Annotated in this window: 20 protein-coding genes and 1 tRNA gene; 14 read left to right on the forward strand and 7 right to left on the reverse strand. The window is 60.5% G+C overall.

Translation table 11 applies throughout. The annotated features are described in order from the left end of the window. The first annotated feature begins 48 nt into the window (after nucleotides 1-48). The 5 genes from C444_RS06580 to artA all read left to right on the forward strand — a co-directional run bounded on the left by C444_RS06580 (nucleotide 49) and on the right by artA (nucleotide 9,295). Nucleotides 49-489: a TIGR04206 family protein gene (locus C444_RS06580; RefSeq protein WP_004591737.1), complete on the forward strand. Its 441-nt coding sequence runs from the start codon at nucleotides 49-51 to the stop codon at nucleotides 487-489. Between the two features lie 71 nt (nucleotides 490-560). Next, the gene (locus tag C444_RS06585) at nucleotides 561-1,313 is read left to right on the forward strand and encodes a VOC family protein (protein ID WP_004591739.1); all 753 of its coding nucleotides are present in this window, start codon (nucleotides 561-563) and stop codon (nucleotides 1,311-1,313) included. Between the two features lie 432 nt (nucleotides 1,314-1,745). Further along, on the forward strand, nucleotides 1,746-4,634 hold the full coding sequence (locus tag C444_RS06590) for a DUF7282 domain-containing protein (RefSeq protein ID WP_049909202.1): 2,889 nt from the start codon (nucleotides 1,746-1,748) through the stop codon (nucleotides 4,632-4,634). A 570-nt stretch (nucleotides 4,635-5,204) separates the two neighbouring features. Further along, nucleotides 5,205-8,147 (forward strand): DUF7282 domain-containing protein, encoded by a 2,943-nt coding sequence (locus C444_RS06595; protein WP_004591743.1) that lies wholly within the window; start codon nucleotides 5,205-5,207, stop codon nucleotides 8,145-8,147. 146 nt (nucleotides 8,148-8,293) lie between these two features. Next, entirely contained in the window at nucleotides 8,294-9,295 is a 1,002-nt protein-coding gene (gene artA / locus C444_RS06600) for an archaeosortase A (protein WP_004591745.1), read from the forward strand. 24 nt (nucleotides 9,296-9,319) lie between these two features. Here the strand turns inward: artA and dph5 are convergent, their stop codons facing one another. Then, nucleotides 9,320-10,099 carry a diphthine synthase gene (gene dph5 / locus C444_RS06605; RefSeq protein WP_004591747.1) on the reverse strand — a complete coding sequence of 260 codons (780 nt, stop codon included), beginning with the start codon at nucleotides 10,097-10,099 and terminating at the stop codon, nucleotides 9,320-9,322. A 75-nt stretch (nucleotides 10,100-10,174) separates the two neighbouring features. On the opposite strand from dph5, the gene C444_RS06610 reads away from it, so the two are divergent. The 4 genes from C444_RS06610 to C444_RS06625 all read left to right on the forward strand — a co-directional run bounded on the left by C444_RS06610 (nucleotide 10,175) and on the right by C444_RS06625 (nucleotide 12,381). Continuing rightward, nucleotides 10,175-11,155 carry a class I SAM-dependent methyltransferase gene (locus tag C444_RS06610; protein WP_004591749.1) on the forward strand — a complete coding sequence of 327 codons (981 nt, stop codon included), beginning with the start codon at nucleotides 10,175-10,177 and terminating at the stop codon, nucleotides 11,153-11,155. A gap of 84 nt (nucleotides 11,156-11,239) precedes the next feature. Further along, the gene (locus tag C444_RS06615) at nucleotides 11,240-11,653 is read left to right on the forward strand and encodes a universal stress protein (RefSeq protein ID WP_004591751.1); all 414 of its coding nucleotides are present in this window, start codon (nucleotides 11,240-11,242) and stop codon (nucleotides 11,651-11,653) included. Between the two features lie 78 nt (nucleotides 11,654-11,731). Next, nucleotides 11,732-11,805: transfer RNA gene (locus C444_RS06620), tRNA-Thr, on the forward strand. Between the two features lie 270 nt (nucleotides 11,806-12,075). After that, a complete protein-coding gene (locus C444_RS06625; RefSeq protein WP_004591753.1) occupies nucleotides 12,076-12,381 on the forward strand; it encodes a DUF7562 family protein in 306 nt (101 codons plus the stop codon). Between the two features lie 44 nt (nucleotides 12,382-12,425). Here the strand turns inward: C444_RS06625 and C444_RS06630 are convergent, their stop codons facing one another. From C444_RS06630 to C444_RS06645, 4 genes are all read right to left on the reverse strand, one after another. After that, nucleotides 12,426-13,466: an NAD(P)-dependent alcohol dehydrogenase gene (locus C444_RS06630; protein WP_004591755.1), complete on the reverse strand. Its 1,041-nt coding sequence runs from the start codon at nucleotides 13,464-13,466 to the stop codon at nucleotides 12,426-12,428. Nucleotides 13,467-13,712: 246 nt separating this feature from the next. Continuing rightward, entirely contained in the window at nucleotides 13,713-14,348 is a 636-nt protein-coding gene (locus tag C444_RS06635; RefSeq protein ID WP_004591757.1) for a PGF-CTERM sorting domain-containing protein, read from the reverse strand. A 54-nt stretch (nucleotides 14,349-14,402) separates the two neighbouring features. Beyond that, entirely contained in the window at nucleotides 14,403-14,645 is a 243-nt protein-coding gene (locus C444_RS06640; protein WP_004591759.1) for a DUF7385 family protein, read from the reverse strand. Nucleotides 14,646-14,687: 42 nt separating this feature from the next. Next, entirely contained in the window at nucleotides 14,688-15,551 is an 864-nt protein-coding gene (locus tag C444_RS06645; RefSeq protein WP_004591760.1) for a cytochrome c oxidase subunit 3, read from the reverse strand. Nucleotides 15,552-15,717: 166 nt separating this feature from the next. Between C444_RS06645 and C444_RS06650 the strand changes: the two genes are divergently transcribed. The 3 genes from C444_RS06650 (at nucleotide 15,718) to C444_RS06660 (ending at nucleotide 17,736) form a co-directional block, all read left to right on the forward strand. Further along, nucleotides 15,718-17,064, forward strand: coding sequence for a hypothetical protein (locus C444_RS06650; protein ID WP_004591762.1), 1,347 nt, complete (start codon nucleotides 15,718-15,720; stop codon nucleotides 17,062-17,064). Beyond that, nucleotides 17,061-17,372: a C2H2-type zinc finger protein gene (locus C444_RS06655; protein WP_004591763.1), complete on the forward strand. Its 312-nt coding sequence runs from the start codon at nucleotides 17,061-17,063 to the stop codon at nucleotides 17,370-17,372. Before C444_RS06650 ends, C444_RS06655 begins: the two co-directional genes overlap by 4 nt. A gap of 79 nt (nucleotides 17,373-17,451) precedes the next feature. Next, nucleotides 17,452-17,736 carry a DNA-directed RNA polymerase subunit L gene (locus tag C444_RS06660; RefSeq protein ID WP_004591765.1) on the forward strand — a complete coding sequence of 95 codons (285 nt, stop codon included), beginning with the start codon at nucleotides 17,452-17,454 and terminating at the stop codon, nucleotides 17,734-17,736. Nucleotides 17,737-17,738: 2 nt separating this feature from the next. Here the strand turns inward: C444_RS06660 and C444_RS06665 are convergent, their stop codons facing one another. Beyond that, entirely contained in the window at nucleotides 17,739-18,587 is an 849-nt protein-coding gene (locus C444_RS06665) for a toprim domain-containing protein (protein ID WP_004591767.1), read from the reverse strand. A gap of 298 nt (nucleotides 18,588-18,885) precedes the next feature. Then, nucleotides 18,886-19,701, reverse strand: coding sequence for an imidazole glycerol phosphate synthase subunit HisF (gene hisF / locus C444_RS06670; RefSeq protein ID WP_004591769.1), 816 nt, complete (start codon nucleotides 19,699-19,701; stop codon nucleotides 18,886-18,888). 117 nt (nucleotides 19,702-19,818) lie between these two features. Between hisF and C444_RS06675 the strand changes: the two genes are divergently transcribed. Then, a complete protein-coding gene (locus C444_RS06675; protein WP_004591771.1) occupies nucleotides 19,819-20,010 on the forward strand; it encodes a DUF7550 family protein in 192 nt (63 codons plus the stop codon). Between the two features lie 94 nt (nucleotides 20,011-20,104). Then, a complete protein-coding gene (locus tag C444_RS06680) occupies nucleotides 20,105-21,316 on the forward strand; it encodes an FIST signal transduction protein (RefSeq protein ID WP_004591773.1) in 1,212 nt (403 codons plus the stop codon). Nucleotide 21,317 lies beyond the last annotated feature (1 nt).

Below are 21,317 nucleotides of genomic sequence, written 5' to 3' on the forward strand. Positions count from 1 at the left end.
AGGACAAAAAGTAGATGCGTTCATGCGTGTGGAGCCCTGCGACCAGATATGGACCGCGGTCCCCGACGCCGTCTTATCACCGTCGTCGTTGCTGGCCTCGTCCCCTGGACAGTGGTGCTAATCGGGGCGGAACTGACGCTCGTCTTCTCCTTTGGCCTGTTCAATACGAACCCGCCGGAGCTGCTCTCGGTCTACAGCTACTTCGTCCGGTTCACCGAAACACTCCCGCAGTTCATCGAATCCTGGGGCTCGGGCGTTCTGCTGTACGCGTTTGCCCTGACCAGCGCCATTGGTGGCGTCACCTGGCGCGAGGACGTTCGGCTCACCGCCCTCGCACTCACTGGTGCGGGTCTGACACAGTTTCCCGTGTTTCTGGGATTCAACAGGCGGCTCAACTACGTGGCTGTCCCGGTCGGTTCCTTCGTTCTCCTGACTGTAGTTTGGTGGTACTACCTACCAGCGATCCGCGGCGACTCGACGACGCGATGACTTTGATACCGAATCCGGACGGAACCACCTGTGGCGGTAGCCTTTTCGGCCGCTCGCACTTTGTGCCGTGTATGTGGTCACTCGATCATACGATGATGCGCGTTGAGGATCTGGACGCGTCGCTGGACTGGTACCAGACACATTTCGACTACGAAGAGAAAGGCCGCTGGGAGGCCGACACCTTCACCAACGTCTTCCTCGGTCCGGAGAACGTACACGACGAGGGGGCGCTGCTCGAACTCACCTACAACCACGACGGGCGTTCGTACACGATGGGCGACGCGTGGGGACACATCGCCGTCCGCTGTGACGACGTGTACGAGGCCTACGACGAGCTGATGGACGCCGGTGTCGAGGACTACCGCGACCCGGACTCCTGTGGCGGCTCATACGCCTTCGTCACGGATCCCGACGGCCACGAGATCGAAATCGTCGAGCGGGACCACGGCGCGAAGTGGTCCCTCGACCACACCATGATCCGTGTCGAGGATGCCGAACAGGCTATCGGCTGGTACACCCGGAAGCTCGACTACGACCTGTTCCGACGCGAGGAGTTCGACGACTTCGCGCTGTACTTCCTCAAACCCGAGGACGCCCCCGATGAGGCGATGTCAGTCGAACTCACCTACAACTACGACGGTCGGTCCTACGAACTCGGCGATGCGTGGGGACATCTCGCGGTCCAGACTGATGACCTCCACGACGCGTGGGAGACGCTGATGGGGCGCCACGCCGAGGACTACCGCGACCCCGAGAGCTGTGACGACCGCTATGCGTTCACCAAAGACCCCGACGGCCGCGAAATCGAAATCGTGACGAACTGACGGCACTGGCCGGTAGTGGCCGCTCTCACTCCTCCTCTCTTCTCACGCAGTAGCTATCAGACAGTGATCCTTCCGCGGAGTCGTTCCTGAGACGGCAGTCAGAGTCTGTGAACTTTGGTATCTCAGGCCATTGGAATCAGCTCCAATATGTACAGCTGCGCCGTCAGACGTTCGAATGTTGGTCCTATTCTAGACTACAATTGTCTTATACCACACCTAACCACCACTGACGGCGCTCTGGGCTTGAATATTCATGACAGTCAGATTTTCTTACCACAAAACATTTACAACAGACACCTATCGTTTAGACTGTACCCCTACCCATGGCGCCAGAAGTGAGTACACCGGTCCGGTCTACATGCGATCGCGGTGATTGCGTTCCGACCACGTGGAAAACTGCTGGGGTCGCCCGATAGCAACACAACACAAACTATGACAGGAAATTCAGACAAGATACGTAGCCTGTTCCTCACGGCGCTGATGGTCTTCTCGGTATTCGCCGGGACCATCGCGTTCTCCGGTGGCGCAGCCGCCGCCGCGAACGTGGATATCGATCAGGCCGTAGAGTATAGTTCCGGAACAAATAGTAGCCCCTCTCAGATTGAAGTCGCACTGACCGGCGGGCTGGACAGTGATATAGCCAGTGACGATGTCCAGCTTTACCTAGGTGGTCAGAACCCCGCTCAGACCAGCGATGGGAATGACCTCAAAGCCTCCGTATCTGGTGGTGCTGATGGTCGAATCGTCATTGAGCTGAACGAAGATGTTCAGCCAAGTAGGAACCTCACCGTCAAGCTGACTAGCATCCCTGCTGAGGACGGTGACAACGATGAGACACTCGTCGCAGAAGACATCGACGTGACGTCCAGAACGTTCACCACGACCGGTGAAGAAGACAGTACAAGCGGAGCACCGTACTACAGCGGTGATACGAATGTCTTCCGTGGTGAGACGTTGGCCATTGAGGCAGACAGTGGTCTCAACCCGAACTCACAGGGAATCTCATCTGTCGAAGTTGAGGCAGACGATGGCGGCCTCGTTTCATCTGGCACCTTCGAAGCTAACAGCGAGGTGTACATTGTTGAGACGAGTGATCTCGACACCGGTGAGTCATACAACATTTCTGTTGATAACCGGAAGCAGAACTCGTTCACCGTGAGTGACCTCAACATGCAGGTCAACATTGACGACGACGTTGGTGACGGTGCCAACATTGACGACTCGGATACGCTTGCAGTCAACGTATCCATCAACCGTGGTGGTGAACCCGCGAATGCGACACTGTTCAACGAGGACGACGAGAAGGTCACCGAACTCGACGAGGGTGTCAACAATCCACAGTTCAAAGACCTGCGGAGCAACAGTAATGTCGTCTTCAACTTCGGTAGCGTGAGTGACAGCGACAGTCCGTACTACGTTGAAGTGACGGACCAGCAGACTGGTGTCACAGCCGAATCCGACCTTATCAACGTCTCTGACTCCGGCGACGGTGACGCGAGCTTCGAAGCGTCCTCAGTGCAGGACGAAGCCGGTGATGTTGCTAACATCACGGTCCAGCTCGACAACACCGAAGACGGAATCATCAGCGTCGGTAGTACGAACGACGACAACTACGCTATCGTCGGCCAAATTGAGGACGAAGATGGTGACGGCGAAGTTACTGTCCAGTTCAACAGCTACACCGCTGGGACCTCCAGTGCTAACGAAGAGAGTCTCGGGGATGGTGACAGTAACACGGTCCTCAGCGTGCCTGGTGACGACGATATCGAGGTCCTCACCGAAGAAGGTAGCTTCGATAGGCTCAACGGCGACGATGACGCTGACCTCTCGACCGATGTCCTCGAACCTGGGTCCTACTCGATGAATGTTACCGCCACAACTGATGAAGGTCAGATCGACGATCCTGATTCAGTTGGGACGCTCCGACTTAGCGAGAGCTCCGTCGAAAACATTCAAACCTGGGCCGCACCGAGTGACGCAGATATAGATGACGACGAGGTCGACATCTACGACCGCATTGGTGTGAACCTCACGCAGTCCGATAACATCGCCGCTGAAGACGTTGTTGTCCATCAGATCCAGGCATCCGGTATCGAAGGTGCCCTTGAACATGAGGAAGAGGACAACAGTGCCGGCGATACGACAGCGGCGTTCACTCAGGCTGTCGATACTAACGGAGACACCAGCGATGGTGTCGGTGATGCTGGTCTGACACTCTACCTCAACCGGAGTGACGTCGGTGCCAACGCAGACCCCGACCCGGTTAACTTCAACGCGGGCGACCCGCTCACCGTCGTCGATGACCCGGACAACAACACCTACTTCGTTGCTGTCGATACGAGCGAGGTCGAGTTCACCGAGTCTGAAGACCTCCTCACCGACGAAGAGGATACGCGGCTCAACGCTACCTTCTCGATTAAAGAGGGTGCGCTGTCTGACGATGACAAAAGTGACAGTGCGTTGTATAGGACATCCGAGCGCGATGCCACACTGAATCTTGACGACGACGGTTTCGTCACGGTTTCAGCTGCCACTGGTCAGGAAGTGACCGGTACGACGAACATCGCGCCCGGCTCCGAGCTCGAAGTCGAAATGGAGTCCGAGAGTGAAGCGAACCCGTTCGTCGAACGACCGGAAGCTACTGTCGATCCGAACGGCACGTACGTCGCTACGGAAGACTTCAGTGACTACTCCGCTGGAACGAACTTCACCGTCCAGACGTTGGACGTTGACGGTGATGAGGACTTCAGCGACGAGGAAGACGGTCGCATCGTCGAAGCCGACACGGCCACTGTGAGCATCAGCGAGCAGGAATCTGACGGTAGCGAAGTCGTCGTCGACAGTGCGCAGCTGTCCGACGGTGGCTTCATCGCTATCCACGAGGGTAGCGCATCCGGCGACGTTGTCGGCAACTCTGAGTACCTCGAGGCAGGCAGCCACGAGGACATCACCATCACGCTCGACGAGCCGATGGACGAGGACTTCACCGCGGTTGCGATGCCGCACCTCGACACCAACGGTAACGAAGCGTACGACTTCCCGGACGCTGACGGTCCGTACACCCAGAACGGCTCCGCCGTGACGGACAGTGCGAACGTGACCATCGTTACCGAGGACACGCCTGCAGACACGCCTGAGGACACGCCTGAGGATACGCCTGAGGACACGCCTGAGGACACGCCTGAGGACACGCCTGAGGAATCGACGGACACCGAAACTGAACCTGGGACCACGGAACAGACCGGTCCCGGCTTCACGGCAGCCATCGCGCTCATCGCGCTGGTCGCCGCTGCACTCCTCGCCGTCCGACGCGACAACTAACTGGAACCGCTCCAGTCCCTGAACACCGCTCTTTTCTTTCGTGCGCGCACGTGAAGAGTCCAAATAGAATACAGAGCGATTCGCGACTAGTTGTTTACTCACACATATGCCGGCGACTTCTGAACGGCTAACTGTCCATCGTCAGTCGTGACTGGATCACAGTCGAACGCTGGCACAACACGGCAGTAATCCAGTGCCTGCCGGACGCCCCTCGATGTTCGCCGTTGCGAGGGCGGCTTGACAATCATTTGGGACCCATCCGTAGTCGAGTGATAGAAGAAACTCCGATGGAATCGGGAGGCGTGTTTCCCAGATTAGGTCTCAAGAAGAGTCAGATAAATGTCCAGAATAAGTGTACATACTATTTCAAAATAATTATTACCCAACACAAATATGTAATTTGGATTTAACCTTTACCCATAAAGCATTTACCCCACTTCCGGCAATATATCGATACCCCTACCCATGACGCCAGAAGTGAGTACGCCGGTTCGGTCTATGCGTGGTCGCGGTGACCACGTTCCGACCACGTGGAAAACTGCTGGGGTCGCCCGATAGCAAACGCAAACTATGACAGATACAAACGAAAAAATCAGAAGCCTGTTCCTCACGGCGCTGATGGTCTTCTCGGTATTCGCCGGGACCATCGCGTTCTCCGGTGGCGCAGCCGCCGCCGCAAACGTGGATATTGATCAGGCCACAGAGTATAGCCCAGAGACTAGTACCGATGCAAACCCATCCGATGTTGAAATCGCACTGACCGGCGACCTCGGCTCCGGAAACGGTGTCGGCTCCGAGGAGGTTGTGCTCTACCTTGATGGGAACAAAAATCCGGGCATTGTTGAGTCCGGTGATGTAATTCAAAACAACGGCGAGAACGGTCGGGTTGTTATTAACCTGAACGAAGATATCAAGCCGAGCGAGAACCTCACCGTCAAGCTGACCGATCTTCCAACAGCCAGCGATAGTCAAGATGGAACGCTCGTCGCTGAAGATATCGACGTGACGTCGCAAACGTTCACGACGACGAGTGCGGGTGAAGGTGACCTGGCCTCTGGAGAAACTTACAGCGGCGACACCAACGTCTTCCGCGGCGAGACGATCGCTGTTGAAGAAGCCGGCGGTGTCACTGACGGAAACGTTGAGGTTGAAGAAGACGATGGTGGACTCGTTGCATCCGGCTCGTTCGGAGAGAACAGCGACGTGTACATTGTTGAGACGAGTGACCTCGATACTGGTCAGTCGTACAACATCTCTGTTGACGGTAACAAGCAGAACTCGTTCACCGTGAGTGACCTCAACATGCAGGTCAACATTGATGACAATGTCGGCGACGGTGCCAACATCGACAACACGGACACCCTCGCAGTTAACGTGTCCATCAACCGCGGTGGCGAGGAAGCCAACGCGACCCTGTTCAACGAGGACGATGAAAAGGTCGCCGTAGCCAACCTAGATGAGAACGTCGACAATCCTCAGTTCAAGGACCTGAAAAGCAACAGTAACGTTGTCTTCGACTTCGGTAGCGTGAGCGAGACCGACAGTCCGTACTACGTTGAAGTGACGGACCAGCAGACTGGTGTCTCTGCCGAATCGGACCTCATCAACGTCTCCGACTCCGAAGACGGTGACGCGAGTTTCGAGTCGTCCACGGTTCAGGACGAAGTCGGTGACGTCGCCAACATCACGGTCCAGCTCGACAACACCGAAGATGCTGTGATCAACGTCGGCAGCCAGAACGATGACAACTACGTCATCCAGGGTCAGCTCGAGGACGACGACGGTGACGGCGAAGTCACTGTCCAGTTCAACAGCTACACCGCTGGGACCTCCGACAGTGTGCAAATCGATACGACTGACGGCGATGGCGATAACCCTGACACGACGGTCGGCGGGAACACGGTCCTGTCCGTCCCCGGTGACGACAACATCGACATTGTCTTGGAAAAAGGCAGCTTCGCCAATAACCGAGATCAGCTCTCAGAGGATACGCTTGAAGCTGGGTCCTACTCAATCAACGTGACTGCCGGGACCACAACTTCCAACGACCTCGATGATACTGAGAACTTCGACGCTGACTCGGTTGGACGGCTCCGACTCAACGACAACTCTGTCGAGAACGTCCAGACGTGGGCCGCACCGAGCGATGCAGAAATCGACAACGATGATGTCGATGTCTACGACCGCATTGGTGTGAACCTCACGCAGTCGGATGACATCGCGGCCGAAGACGTTGTCGTCCACCAGGTTCGAGTATCCGGTATCGAAGGTGCGCTCGAATACGAACAGGAAGACGGTACTGCCGGTGACGCGACGACCGCGTTCGAGAATATCGTCGACACTGACGGTGACACTTCGGATACCACCGGGCTTCAGAGCAGTACTGACGCTGGTCTGACGCTCTACGTCAACCGCACTGACGTCGGTGCGAACGCCGATCCGTACGCGATCGACTTCGCCAACAGTGGGGATGCCCTCACTGTTGTTGACGACCCGGACAACAACACCTACTTCGTCGCTGTCGACACGAGCGACGTCGAATTCCTCAACACTGACAAGACGATTGTCAGTGAGGACGATACGCGAATCAACGCAACCTTCGCAATCAAAGAGTCTAGCGCAATCTCTGACGACGGCAAGTCTGCCAGCGCGCTTTACTCGACATCCGAGCGCGACGCCACGCTGGACCTTGACGACGACGACCTCGTCACGGTCTCGGCCGCCGCTGGGCAGGAAGTGACCGGGACGACGAACGTCGCACCCGGCACCGAGCTTGAAGTCGAGATGGAGTCCGAGAGCGATGCGAACCCGTTCGTCCTCCGACCTGAAGTGGACGTCGCCACTGATGGCACGTACACTGCCACGGCTGACTTCAGCGACTACTCCGCTGGAACGAACTTCACCGTCGAGACGCTCGACGTTGACGGGAATGCCGACTTCACCGACGAGGAAGACGGCCGCATCGTCGAAGCAGGTACGGCCACTGTGAGCATCAGCGAACAGGAATCCACCGGTAGCGAAGTCGTTGTCGACAGCGCCCAGCTGTCCGACGGTGGCTTCATCGCTATCCACGCCGGTAACGCATCCGGCGACGTCGTCGGCAACTCCGAGTACCTCGAGGCAGGCAGCCACGAGGACATCACCATCACGCTCGACGAGCCGATGGACGAGGATTTCACCGCAGTCGCGATGCCACACCAGGATACCAACAGTAACGAAGCGTACGACTTCCCGGACGCTGACGGTCCGTACACCTCGAACGGCACGGCTGTCACAGACAGTGCGAACGTGACCATCGTCGAGGAGCAGACCGAAGCGCCGGACACGGAAACCGAAACCGAAGCGCCGGACACGGAAACCGAAACCGAGGAGCAGACTGAGGAGACCACCACCATGGACTCCGGAACTGACGAAGTTGAGACCACGGAACAGACCGGTCCCGGCTTCACGGCAGCCCTCGCGCTCATCGCGCTCGTCGCTGCTGCACTCCTCGCCGTCCGACGCGACAACTAACTGGAATCGCTCCAGTCCCTGAACACCGTTCTTTCTTTTGTGCGCTACGCCGGTAGCAGCGGCGCTACCGCAGGCCGGTCCGATGACGACACCGCACAGTAGCGCAACGACAAAACATATACGCCGGTTTGGCTAACGTACGAGCAATGAGTGAGACAGTCCTGCAGGCAGGTGTCGATATCGCTGGACTGTCGTTCGACCCGGTCGCGGTCTCGGAGCCGCTGATGTGGCTCGTTCTCGCGGCGTTTCTGGGAAGTGTGGCTGTCGCCCAGTATGACGAGCGACTGGCCCGTCCAGTCGCAACGGTCGGCTGGGGGCTGTTCGCAGTGTACTGGCTCGCCCTGGCTCCGCATTTCATTCTGATACAGAAAAGCGTCGTTGAGGGCCTGGGGAGCATCATCGCAGTCCCTCTGTCGCTGTACACCGGCTATTTACTCTGGAACGGGCGAGAGTCACTGCTGGTGTTGACCCGTGCCATCGGTATCATGGGCGTCATCTACGTCCCCTTCCTCACTATCGGGCCGCTCCGCCAGATAATCATCGAGATTGTCACGGATCAGGTCGCGTTCCTCATGACCCTAATCGGGTACGACCCGATGGTAGTCAGCGGGCTCTCGCACAACGGTATCGATATCGCGTCGAAGCAGTACCCCTACGAAAACACGTTCTGGTTCGGCGAACACGAGCGCCCGATAACGTACACTATCATTCTGGCCTGTACAGGTATTGGCAGTATCTCCATCTTCGCTGGCGGAATACTGGCAGTCAGGGCACCGTGGCGACGGAAACTCCGCGTGCTGGTCGTGGCTGTCGGTATCATCTACGTACTGAATCTCCTTCGGAACCTCGGGATCGCGCTGGCTTTTGGCCTCCAGAAGGCGCAGTTCTTCCCGGGAGCGATCATGGCACTGTTCGGCCTCAGCGACGCACAGCTCGTGTCCTACTACATCGTCGACCGGATGCTGGCGCAGTTCGGCTCCGTTATCGTCCTCGTCGGGCTGACGTGGGTGCTGATGCGGGAGCTACCGGAACTCACGGTTATCATCGAGGACCTCCTGTTTCTGGTGACCGGCACGGAGTACGACCTCGGAACGGCGTTCGAAAAGAACCAGTCGGAATCGAGTCCCGCAACGCCCGGTGACGACTGAACTGCGTCGTGGAAACGACGGCTGTTATTCGACTGCTGCTCCAGCAAGTGACTCAAGTACGTCCGCTTCGAGCGGGTGGAGCGAACCGGGGATCACGAGCAGGTGTAGCGGTTCACCGAACGTCTGTGTAGCGAGTTCGTCGAGCGTATCGGCGACCACTAGCGGGTCCGGGCTGCCGGCTCTGGCTACGACGACGCCGAGTGTGTCTGGGAACGGCCCAGATAGCATGGCGGCGGCCTGGCTGGCTGTCATGTACGTGTCGTCACTGTCGTCCCAGTGGGGGTCGTCGACCTTGATATCGAGGTAGACCAGCGTATGCAGATCTCGGTCCTGATTGTCTTCGATAGTAGCGACGACGCTGTCCGGAACGCCGTCACCGCCGTGGGCGTCCTCGAACGGAAGAGTCGTTGCTTTGCCGAAGCGGTAGTTCTGCAGGCCGGTCAGCGAGCCGGCGGCAGTCTGGGCGGTCGTTCCGTGGACGATTCGGGTTTCGATACCACGGTCCTCGGCACGGAGTCGGAGGTCGGTGTGTGTCGTCGAGACCATCGTATCCCCGGCGGTACAGAAGACGACGTTTTCGCGCTCGGCGGCTTCAAGAATCGGTTCCGGGTCCTGTTCGATGCCGGCTCGGTCCCTGACTTCGATACTCGTCCCCAGCGTATCCTCCAGCGTTTCGATATCAGTACCGATCAGCCGGCTTGTGTAGAATTCGGCGAACACCCGGTCGGCATCCCGGATAGCGTCACGTCCCGCAACCGTGACCGAGCGTTCGTCGTAGAGGCCCAGCCCGACGAATGTGAGCATACACAGAGTGGGTCGCCGCCGCGGATAAAGGGCGCGAAGCGTCAGGCTTACCGCCCACCGTCGGGGAGGAAACGTATGGCCGTTCCCTGCGTTCGTGTTTCCCGCGAGGTCGGCGAAGAGACGCGCCAGCGCCTCGCCGAGGCAAACCTCGTCGACGACGGCTACGACATCACAGTCGTCGATGGGCAGCTGTACGTCCCCGTCACCGACCCCACGGCGGTGCCGTCGGACCTCACCGTTGTGGAGGCCGACCCGCCGGTACGCGAGGGTCAGACGATGCCGGCGGACGCCCTCAACTTCGATCCGAGTTACGAGCGCATCGGTAACGTCGCGATTGTCGACGAGGACGACGACGAGCGGGCGCGGGCGATTGCCGACGCGATTATGGATTCGGACCTGCCCGTGCGAGCGGTGTTGAACCGCGCGTCGAAGATTAAGGGAGAGCAGCGGGTCCGAGACTGGGACGTACTCGCTGGTGAAGGGACAGAGGTCACCCACCGGGAGTACGGCTGTACGTTCGACCTTGACCTCGCCGAAGTGTACTTCTCGCCGCGGCTGGCGACAGAACGCCATCGCGTCACCGAGCAGGTCAACGAGGGCGAGCACGCCTTCGACATGTTCGCCGGCGTCGGTCCGTTCGTGATTCCATTTGCCAAACGCGGGACGACCTGCGTCGGGACCGACATCAACGAGACGGCGATCGAGTACCTCCGGACAAACGCACAGCGCAACGGCGTCGCCGACCGTGTGACGGGCATTTGCGGCGATGTTCGCGAGGTCGCCGGCGAGTACGAGGGGTGGGCTGATCGCCTCGTGATGAACCTGCCCCACAGCGCCGACGAGTTTCTGGAGACCGCCGTTCGCCTGGCGTCCGATGAATGCGTTCTTCATTACTACGACATTCAGTACGAGGACGATCTGTTCGGGCCCGGCGAGCGAGCGATCCGGGCGGCCGCGGAGCCGGCCTACGACGTGACAGTCGAAACGCGCCACACCGTTCGATCCTATGCCCCGAAGGAACACAACGTCGTTCTCGATGTCCGACTGACGCGCTGAGCGAACAATTATTGTCACCACCGGCACGGGGACCGAACTGCTTAACGACGAGGAAGTCGGACGCTTGTATCTAGGAGGTAAAACATGTACACGATACTTGTCCCCGTCGACGCCGACGAAGACCGCGCCCGCGGCCAGGCCGCCTTCGTCGCGGAGCTACCGTCTGCTGAGACCGAGATCGAGGCCGTAATCACACACGCACTGACCAAGGAAGAGGCGGAAGCACCCGAGGAGATACGCAACGTCGAGCGGATCTCGACAGTCAGGCTCGTGCGTGACTACCTCGAAGACCACGACGTCGATGTCCAATTAGCCGAGGGCCAGCAGCCGCCGGCCGACGGTATCATCGAACTGGCCGATGAGTTCGATGTCGACCAGATTGTCATGGGGTCACGAAAGCGGTCGCCGACCGGCAAGGCCGTGTTCGGGAGCGTCTCCCAGCAGGTCCTGCTTGAGGCGGACGACCCGGTCACTGTCGTCGGGTCCCGAGCGGAGTGAGAACGTCCCTCTCGGTGGCCCCGATTCGCAATCCTTATTGCGGTTATGCGTCCATTAACTGATGTACACGAGCGACGCGCCGGTGTAGCTCAGACTGGCAGAGCGAATCCTTCGTAAGGATTAGGCCGAGGGTTCAAATCCCTCCACCGGCTTCTTCTTTCTAGGATCGTTCCGACACGTCTTTCTCATACTGAGATTAGTCTACCAGCGGCCGTCGGTCCGGCGTCGCTGGCATAGCGGTCACTCACAAGCCGTGTAAAAACGACCCTCGCCAGTGAGGCGATACGGCAACGGGCTTCTGGATAGAATTTCCGTCTGTAAACGATGATCACACAGTACAGATCGCCGGCGCGTACTGCTGTGTGCCCGGGAGAGTGGTTCGACGGTCACACGTGTGGGCAGTCAGACGGAGTGTGGTTCTGATGGATTTCAGAAACGCCTGGCACCGCGACGCCGACGAAGAGGTCTGTTGCATCGCCTGCGGTGAAACGGTCGCTCGGTCGGATGCCCGGGAATACGACAAGTACGGCAACCGCTGGAACCGTGACGACAAGTCCTTCGAGTATCTGTGCAAGCCCTGCTATCGGGAGTACTGCCACTTCGACCGGGGCGGGCTGGAAGACCGACTCGAAGCGGCCGGCGCTGGGACCGTGAGCCAGGGCGTGTTTCTCAGACGCTATCGCGATCTAGCTGACGAAGCGGAACAGACCCGCACCAACGGGCGGTGAGCCGCAAGCGAGTGCCCTGTCGACGACACCGCAACCCAGGCGGTTCAGGGTGTGATAACCGCGCGCCCGTCTATCTCCCGGTCTTCGAGTTTCTGTGCGACGGTGTTCACCTCGTCGAGGCCGTACTGGGTCGTGTGCAGGTCGACCGCGCCGCGGTCGACGAGCGCGACCAGTTCCTGGAGTTCGGTGTACTGACCGACGATGTTGCCCTGATAGGCGAACTCGCCGTTGACGAGCGCTTGGGCGGGTTCGTGGATGTGGCCGCCGTAGCCGATGATGTGGTGGTCGCCGCCCGCAGCACAGATGTCGGGCGCGAGCGCCGTCGTCTCGTCGGCCCCGACGAAATCGAGCACCTGCGCGGCCCCGACGCCGTCGCTGATGGCTTCGACCTCGCTGGCGACGTCCTCGCTTTCGGGGTCGATGGTGTGGTGTGCGCCGAGATCGTCGGCGAGATCGCGGGCGGACTGCTTGATGTCGACAGCGACGAGGTCGGCGGCACACATGGCGTCGAGGCACTGGAGGCCGATGTGGCCGAGCCCGCCGATACCGATAACGACCGCAGTGTCGCCCGGATTGAGCCCGTCGACGGCCTTCTTCGCTGCGTGGTAGGCCGTGATACCAGCGTCGGCGTGCGGGGCGATGTCGGCAGGGTCGACGCCCTCGGGCAGCGGGATGACCGACCGGTCGCTGGTCAGTAGCTGGTCGGCGAAGCCGCCGTCCGTCGTCAGGCCGTTGAACGCGTCGTTCTCGCAGTACATCGTCTCTCCTTGCCGGCACGGTCGGCAGGTGCCACAGGTCTGGACTGGATGACAGATAACCTGGTCGCCTTCCGAGACGATGTCGACATCATCGCCTGTCTCGACGACTGTGCCGGCGTTCTCGTGCCCCAGCGTCATCGGGAGGTCTTGTTGGACGTATTGCTCCCACATTCCCTCGATGATGTGATTGTCAGTCTGGCACCAGCCTGCCCCTTCGACGTCAACGATGACATCGTCCCCGGACGCGACCTGTGGCGCATTTACTTCATCTATTGAGAGCCCGTTCGACATATCGTGCGTGTATTCATGGAGTCTAGCTGCGCGCATCATCCTGTGTCCGGACGAAACAGCAATAAACACACATTATAAAGTATCGTATATATTGGCGGAATCGCGCGTTCTACTGTCTGAGGAGAGTATCAGCCACCTGGCCAGAGACTGTAGACTCCGATCCGGGAGCAAGGAACAGTGCATGTGATGACGCCTCAGCTACACATACTACCGGCTGTAATCTCGTGGAGAATATTGCTACCCCGAGGTAGTGAGTATCTTCAGGAGTTACAGCCGACAGTATCAGTCCCGGTTGGCCAGCAGTGCGGCCCCGAGCAGCGCCACGACTGCGACGGGAATCCCCATTCCGGGACCGAAGGCTGACGACGGTGCAGGGCTGGTCGCGCGGATCGGTTCGTCGACTGGTTCGTCAGCTTCGTACTCCCAGACAGCAGTTTCGTTCTGAACGATATCAGCGTTCGAAGACGAGACGTCGGCGGGCATCGTCAGCTGGTACTCGACTGCGACGCCATCGCCGAAGGCCACGTCGGTATCCTCGTTCGCAGTGACGAACGTCCGGTCTTCGTACGTGACGTTGCCCCCGCTGGCGTTGACCGACACGTCGCTTTCCGGGCCAGGGTTCCAGTCCGTGAACGTCATCGAGAGCGTGACGTTCTCACCCTCCAGCTCTTGCTCGTACGTGTGGTTCGCCATCCGACTGGTGTTCACGTCGGCAAGTAGATACCCCTCGACCGAATCATAGCCTTCCTGCTGGGCCTGGCTCTGGAGGCCGTCGTACACCGACGGGGACATTTCGAGAGTCAGGTCGTACTCCGAAACTGTGCCGTCGGCGGCCACTGTTGAGTCAACCGTCGCCGTCACACAGCCGGAGAGGACGACGAGGGCAGCGAGACCGAGCGCAGGGACAATCCGATTCATACCTCACCGAATCGGGTCAGGTGGAATAAGCCTTGTTACCGGGGCCGAGACGGCTCAATGTGTCAGGACCAGTAGCTGGTCGTCAGTCCGAACCAGGCAGAAGGGCGACCCGGGGTCTCCGAAAGTGTTCGTCCGCTTTTCGCTTATAAAGAGCGTCTCGAACTCGTTGCCACAGGCCGGACAGGCGAATCCCTGCCGGTTCGACAGCGTCATCGTCCCGCGGTCGTCTTTCAGCAGCTTGAGCCCGTGTCGGTACTCGTGTACGTCGAAGCTCTCGCTGACGTCTAGCTGGTCCATGCGTGTGAAACGAGCGGCGGCTGTCTAAAACTCGTCGGCGACCTACACCAGATTCGCGCCCATGTAGAGCACGACAACGAGGAAGATCCAGACGATGTCGACGAAGTGCCAGTACATCGACGCCGTCGAGACGGAGGTGTGCCGTTCAGCCGAGTACTGACCGTAGTACGAGCGGACGAAAACGATACCGAGAAGCACGGCCCCCATTGTAACGTGGAGCCCGTGGAGTCCCGTCAGCCCGTAGAACGCGGAGCCGTAGATGCCGCCACCGACTGTGAAGCCCTCGTGGACGATGAACTCGTAGTACTCGTACACCTGCCCGCCGATGAAGACGATGCCGAGCAGCAGCGTCACGCCCAGCAACTGCATGAACCGGCTCCGGTTCCCGTTACGGAGTGCGATGTGACTGTAGTGCAGCGTCACCGAACTGGCGACCAGAATCAGCGTGTTGATTATCACCAGCGAGCCGAACACCTCGGGCACTGCCGCCTGTGTCCAGACCTCGCCGCCACGCACGATGAAGTAGTAGACGAAGCCAGCGCCGAAGGTTGCGACTTCGGTCCCCAGAAACAGCAGCATCGCGAACTTCAGCGTCTTATCGGAGTGGTAGTCCGTACCGCGGTCCCAGAAGTCCGAGACGAAGGCGTGGTACAGCCAGCCGTAGATGCCGACGAGGAAGAGGCCGACGCTCCCGGCCATTGCTCCCGCCCCGACCGTCTGGCTGACAAGTGCGTTTTCACCCATCGAGAGCACGAGCAGAGCCGCGCTGACGTAGATGCCCGAACCACCGATCGCCGTCACAAAGGGCCACCAGCTGGCCTCGCCGAATCCGTGGGGCCAGTCCTCCGTCGCCGGGAGGTGGTGTTCCCCGTGCCCGTCGTCCGCGTGTTCATCGGAGACACTCATACTAGGGCCCTTGCGAACGGAATACTAAAAGCCCATCCAATTCCCTGCGGACTGTGCCGCCGCCAGCCCGGTCCGACGGGTGACTCGCCGACATCCCGGAAGCTACACGGGGGCGAAGACCCAACTGCCGACGATGACATCTGGGAGGCGTCGTACGGTCGCGCTGGTGGTGTGTGGGCTGGGCTGGCTGGCCGCGACGGGGACGGCGAGCGCACACGGCGGCAGTCTCGCCGGCGGCGGGCGAGAGTCGCTAACGATACCGACGTGGCTCTTCCTGAGTACTGGTGGTGCGGCCGTCGGCGCGTCGTTCCTGCTGGCCTCGTTCGTCACCGACCGGGCGTTTGTCGAGCGTATCCACGACTGGGGGCGGCCGCTATCAGGCGATTACGAGCACGTTCTGGAGTACGCCGGGCAACTCATCGGGCTCGCCGGACTCGCCGCGGTGTTCGTCGTCGGCTTCCTCGGACCGACGAACGCCCGAACGAACCTCGCGATACTACTCGTCTGGGTCGGCTGGTGGGCCGGGCTGGCGATGACGACGTACCTCGTGGGAAACAGTTGGGCGACGCTCAATCCGTTCAAGACCCTCGCTCGACTCCTCCCGACGCTCGACCGCAGCTACCCGACCCGCGTCGGATCGTGGCCCGCTGTCGGCGGCCTGCTCGTGCTGGTGTGGCTGGAAGTCGTCAGCCCGCTCGCCGACCAGCCGCGGCTGCTTGCGTCGGTCGTCGCCGGATACACCGTGCTGACACTCGCGGGCGCGCTCGTGTTCGGACCCGACGACTGGTTCGGCTACGCCGACCCGGTCGAGCGGGTGTTCGGCTACTACGGTCGCTTTGCGCCTATCGGCCGCGACGAGGACGGACTCCGACTCCGGCTCCCCGGCATGGACCTCTCAACGCCGCGGCTGGTCGACGGACCTGACGAGGTGGCGTTCGTGGTCGCACTGCTGTGGGTCACGACCTACGACGGGCTGGTCACGACGCCGGCCTGGCGCGACCTGACGACGCCAATCGTCGCGGCCGGCGTCCCGCCGCATCTCCTGTATCCGGTCGCGCTCGCCGTCGGTTTCGCCGGCTTCCTCGGCGTGTATCGACTCGCGGTCCGGCTCTCCCGTGATATGTCGGAGACGTATCTGACCCCGGCGGTTCTCGCACAGCGGTTCGCACCGCCGCTCGTCGCCATCGCCGTCGGCTATCATTTCGCACACTACCTCGGGTACTTCCTCGTGCTCGCGCCCTCGCTGGCCGTCGCACTCTCGTCGCCGTTTGCGGACCCGGCAGTAGTGCCGACCGTCGACCTGCCGGCGTGGTTCGGCGCGGTCGCGCTCGCATCGGTCATCGTCGGCCATCTGGTCGCCATCTGGGTGGCCCACGCCGCCGCGTACGATCTGTTTCCCGCGCGGCTGCAGGCGATTCGGTCGCAGTACCCCTTCATCGCGGTCATGGTGTTCTACACGATGACGAGCCTCTGGGTCGTCTCACAGCCGGAGGTGGCACTCCCACATCTATGACTGACACAGCAACCCAGCCAGTGGCCGATACGGCAGCGACAGGTACTGACGACGACGCAGCCTACGATGTCCCGGCCGACGCCACGGCCTACACCTGCTCGTACTGCGGCCGGCCGTTCGCCCGCGAGTCTTGGCTCGCGCTCCACCGCGGCCTGGCCCACCCCAACGAACTCGACGACGAGGAGGTCGATGCCTTCCGGGCAGCCCACGACGAGGAGGAGGAGTCGCTTTCGACGTTCCGACTCCAGGCACTGGGCGCGCTCGTCCTCATCTACTTTGGCTTCCTGATGGTGTACGCGCTGGTGTAGCACACGGGTTTCACGGCCTCACCGACACAGCGGACGGGAAGCGAAGCGTTGATGGGTCGCAGGTGACCAAACTGTGGGTATGGACCTTCGCGTTATCGACAAATCCGACACGGAACTCTCTATCGAAATCGCCGGTGAGGACCACACGTTCATGAACGTCATCAAGGGGGCGCTGCTGGAGACAGAGGGCGTCACGGCGGCGACCTACGACGTGAACCCGGAGCAGTCCGGTGGCCAGACGGACCCGGTACTGACCATCAAAACCGCGGAGGGCGTCGACGCGCTCGAAGCCCTCGAAGACGGGACTGACGCCGTCATCGAGAAGGCGGACAACTTCACTGACGCGTTCGAAGCCGCCGCGTAATTCTAGCAGAGTACGTACGTGACGAACACGCGTTCGTCCGGACCGACGTGGATATCGAGGCCGATCAGTCCGGCATCCGACGTCTGAATCCTGTTGCCCCGCTCGAGGTAGCTGTCGACAAGCGCGGTTGCCAGCGCCGTCTCGTTCTGGAACTGGGCGAGTGACTGCGGCGTCCGGTCGTAGGCCACCTCGTAGCTGACCACGACTGGGCGGTCACAGGGGAGATCAAATCGGGACACCCCCTCTCGCGTGGGCCGCTCCGCGTTGTCGTATCGCACATCGACGCGGCCCTTATTGTAGTAGGCCGCGGCGTCGTCTATGGTCGCGTTTCGTGAGACCGTTCCACCGCCGACGCCCGACCGCCGGACATTGTACACGTCGACGTAGGTGTCCTCGACCTCGGCGAGCGAGAGCGAGTTGACGGTGTCGCCGCTCCCGGCAGGGGACGCAATCGACGGTGGGCCGGTGGGGGTTTCGGCAGCAAAGCCCGGCAGCGTGATACCGCCCACAGCAGCGAGCACGATGAGGCCGAGCAGCAGTGCCACGGCGGCGTAGCCGAGTACGTACTTCGTCTCGAGTACGTCCAGCCACCCGGTCTGTATCTCATCGAGCGGATCGTCCTCCGGCGGCCCCGTCCGCCGCTCGAAGTTACTCCCCCCACAGCGTTTGCACGGCGGGGAGTTCTTCTGGTGCTGGCGACCGCAGTCCAGACAGACCCATCTGGGCCCGCCCTCGACGACCTCCTCGTTGACCTGCGTCACGGCCTCCTCGAAGGAGCCGTGCCCGCAGTTGTCACACGGCGGGTCGTTCTCTTCGTGGGGTTTGCCACACCATTCACACCGCCATTTCATTGTTGATGCTCCGTGTTGGGCGGATAAAACCTGCCCGATGCCGGGCCACAGTGCTGCGGTTCTCCGGCGGTGTTCCTCCACGGTCGCTCGGTCATAAGCTGACTCATCGGAACCGTTCGACTCCGTTGACACCTGCTGCCAGGGGCCGGGATGGGTGTGACTGCTCACAGCGGGAACCGATATCGAACGCCGAGACGCGGGGAAAACCGAGGCATCCGAGGCGACAGAAGAACTGCGTCATACAAATATAATGACAGGTGCGGGTATTTAATATTGCTACCCTAAGTCGGAGATGGCGTTACAGTCGGACCGGAATCCCCTTGCTGTCGAGGTACTCCTTGGTCTCGGCGATGGAGTACTCGCCGAAGTGGAAGATGGAGGCAGCGAGGCCGGCGTCCGCGCCGGCGTCGACGAACACTTCTTCCATATCTTCCGGGCCGCCACAGCCCGAAGAGGCGATAACCGGCGTTGAGACGGTGTCACAGACGGCTTTCATCAGTGGGATGTCGTATCCGTCCTTGGTTCCATCGGCGTCGATGGAGTTGACGAACAGCTCGCCCGCGCCGCGCTCTTCTGCTTCAGTGGCCCACTCGATGACGTCTAGTCCAGTCCCCTCGCGCCCGCCCTTGACCGTGCATTCGAACCAACAGGACTCGCCGTCGACTTCTGCATAGTACTCGCCCTCGTCGTCGAAACGCCGGCGGGCGTCGACGGAGATGACGATACACTGGCTCCCGAACGCCGCCGCGCCCTCGTTGATGAGGTCAGGTTCGGCAATAGCGCCGGAGTTGATCGAGACCTTGTCCGCGCCGGCCCGCAGCGTCTCCTTGATATCGGCGCGGGTGCGGATGCCGCCGCCGACGGTCAGCGGGATGAACACCTCGTCAGCCACGGCCGAAACTGTATCGAGCATCGTCTCTCGCCCCTCAGCGGAGGCTGTGATGTCCAGAAAGACGAACTCGTCGGCCCCGGATTCGTTGTAGGCCTTGGCCATCTCTACCGGGTCCCCGGTGTACTCCAGATCCTCGAAGTTGACTCCCGTGTACACCGCCGCGTCCCCGTTCTCGTCCACGTCGACGTCGATACAGGGGATGATCCGTTTCGTGAGCGTCATTCGATACCTGTGAGTTCGACGCAACGCCGTTTGACCGTTTCGACTGGTGCAAGTGTCTGGCCGAGTACGCAGTGACAATCCGACAGCTACACGTACGACGCCCCAGAATCACCGGCCATGGCAGACGACCACCACGAGGAGGATCGGCCGGATTACGACCCCGAACACGTCGAACTGCCCGCACGAGAACCGCCGCTTCGGTCGACGGCCCCGCAGAGCCCGTTCACCATGTCTCAGGTCGGGACGGGGCTCGGCGTCCTGCTGGTCGGACTGGTGCTTACGTTCGGTATCGCGCTCGCGCTGGCCTGATCGGGACGGTGCGCCCTCGTCGGCCAGTAGTAATATCAGATCTGATATTTCTGGGGCGGAGTATATAGGCTTACACGCCAACAACTGTTGTATTATGCCGTCTCTGTCGGACGCGAGTACGGCGGTCGCGACAGGTACATCGGTAGCGACTGCTGGTCGGCGCGCTGGCCGGGAGGCGACCAGCACTGCCCGTGACCGACTAGACGTGGATCGGGTTGATTTCTGTCAAGTGTTTGCTAGCTCACAGTTCGATGCCGAGGCCGTGCTGGCGGGCGTGAATGCGCTCGTCGACGACGAGACAGCCGTTGTCGGTTGCACGGCTGGCGGCACGTTCACCGAAGAGCGAGCGATGGATGCCGGCGTGGCCGTCACACTCGTTACCAGCGACTCGTTCCGGTTCGATACGGCCCTCTCCGCCGGTCTCAGCGAGAACACCCGCGGGGCTGTCAGAGACGCTGTCCGGTCGCTTCCAGAAAACATCGAGGAACCCTACCAGTCAGCGCTCGTCCTCCACGACGGGCTTGCAGGCGTCGGTGAACAGTTGTCGCTATCAGTCCAGCGACGGCTTGGCCCCTATGTCGAATTCGCAGGTGGGGCCGCGTCTGATGGTCTCCGAATGGAGTCGACACCGGTGTTTTGCGATGAGTCAGTTGTCGACGACGCAGTCGTTATCGTGCTGGTCTCCGGCGAAAAGCGTCCAGTCATTACTGTCAACCACGGACACACCCCCATCTCAGAGCCGTGGGAGGTAACCGACGTCTCCGGAAACGTGGTTCACGAACTCAACGGTGAACCAGCGTTTGAAGTGTGGAAAGACGCTGTTCGAGACCACGTTGCGGAGACAACAGGAATAACGGTCGATGATGTCCCAGTCGGTTCAGCGGAGCTCAGGAAGCTCATGGTCGCATATCTGTTCGGCATCGATCAGGGCGAGAGCTACAAGATCCGCTGGCCCCGGACTGCGATTGAAGAAACCGGCGCACTACAGTTTGCCGTCGATATCCCGGAGGGGACTGTCCTCCGGATAATGCATGGCAACAGAGCGGACCAGATCGCGTCCGCCGAGCAGGCTGCTGCAGACGCTGTTTCGCCGTGTAACGGTAATATCGCTGGCGCGTTCGTCTACGACTGTGCGTGCCGTCAAATTCTCTTCGACGACGCGTTTTCATCGGCTGTCGATGGGATCACATCGACCCTATCAGCCCCAGTTGCTGGGTTCGAGACGTACGGGGAGCTGTGTATGCAGGCTGGACAACTCAGCGGCTTTCACAACACGACAACGGTGCTCTTTGCACTGCCGGAGTGAC

The organism is Haloarcula japonica DSM 6131, from assembly GCF_000336635.1.
In the GTDB taxonomy this organism is placed as follows: domain Archaea; phylum Halobacteriota; class Halobacteria; order Halobacteriales; family Haloarculaceae; genus Haloarcula; species Haloarcula japonica.

Bases quoted from the DNA above. Each gene is read 5' to 3' on its own strand.
- C444_RS06580 (WP_004591737.1), top strand. From the start codon at position 49: ATGGACCGCGGTCCCCGACGCCGTCTTATCACCGTCGTCGTTGCTGGC.
- C444_RS06585 (WP_004591739.1), top strand. From the start codon at position 561: ATGTGGTCACTCGATCATACGATGATGCGCGTTGAGGATCTGGACGCG.
- C444_RS06590 (WP_049909202.1), top strand. From the start codon at position 1,746: ATGACAGGAAATTCAGACAAGATACGTAGCCTGTTCCTCACGGCGCTG.
- C444_RS06595 (WP_004591743.1), top strand. From the start codon at position 5,205: ATGACAGATACAAACGAAAAAATCAGAAGCCTGTTCCTCACGGCGCTG.
- artA (WP_004591745.1), top strand. From the start codon at position 8,294: ATGAGTGAGACAGTCCTGCAGGCAGGTGTCGATATCGCTGGACTGTCG.
- dph5 (WP_004591747.1), bottom strand. From the start codon at position 10,099: ATGCTCACATTCGTCGGGCTGGGCCTCTACGACGAACGCTCGGTCACG.
- C444_RS06610 (WP_004591749.1), top strand. From the start codon at position 10,175: ATGGCCGTTCCCTGCGTTCGTGTTTCCCGCGAGGTCGGCGAAGAGACG.
- C444_RS06615 (WP_004591751.1), top strand. From the start codon at position 11,240: ATGTACACGATACTTGTCCCCGTCGACGCCGACGAAGACCGCGCCCGC.
- C444_RS06625 (WP_004591753.1), top strand. From the start codon at position 12,076: ATGGATTTCAGAAACGCCTGGCACCGCGACGCCGACGAAGAGGTCTGT.
- C444_RS06630 (WP_004591755.1), bottom strand. From the start codon at position 13,466: ATGCGCGCAGCTAGACTCCATGAATACACGCACGATATGTCGAACGGG.
- C444_RS06635 (WP_004591757.1), bottom strand. From the start codon at position 14,348: ATGAATCGGATTGTCCCTGCGCTCGGTCTCGCTGCCCTCGTCGTCCTC.
- C444_RS06640 (WP_004591759.1), bottom strand. From the start codon at position 14,645: ATGGACCAGCTAGACGTCAGCGAGAGCTTCGACGTACACGAGTACCGA.
- C444_RS06645 (WP_004591760.1), bottom strand. From the start codon at position 15,551: ATGAGTGTCTCCGATGAACACGCGGACGACGGGCACGGGGAACACCAC.
- C444_RS06655 (WP_004591763.1), top strand. From the start codon at position 17,061: ATGACTGACACAGCAACCCAGCCAGTGGCCGATACGGCAGCGACAGGT.
- C444_RS06660 (WP_004591765.1), top strand. From the start codon at position 17,452: ATGGACCTTCGCGTTATCGACAAATCCGACACGGAACTCTCTATCGAA.
- C444_RS06665 (WP_004591767.1), bottom strand. From the start codon at position 18,587: ATGAAATGGCGGTGTGAATGGTGTGGCAAACCCCACGAAGAGAACGAC.
- hisF (WP_004591769.1), bottom strand. From the start codon at position 19,701: ATGACGCTCACGAAACGGATCATCCCCTGTATCGACGTCGACGTGGAC.
- C444_RS06675 (WP_004591771.1), top strand. From the start codon at position 19,819: ATGGCAGACGACCACCACGAGGAGGATCGGCCGGATTACGACCCCGAA.
- C444_RS06680 (WP_004591773.1), top strand. From the start codon at position 20,105: ATGCCGTCTCTGTCGGACGCGAGTACGGCGGTCGCGACAGGTACATCG.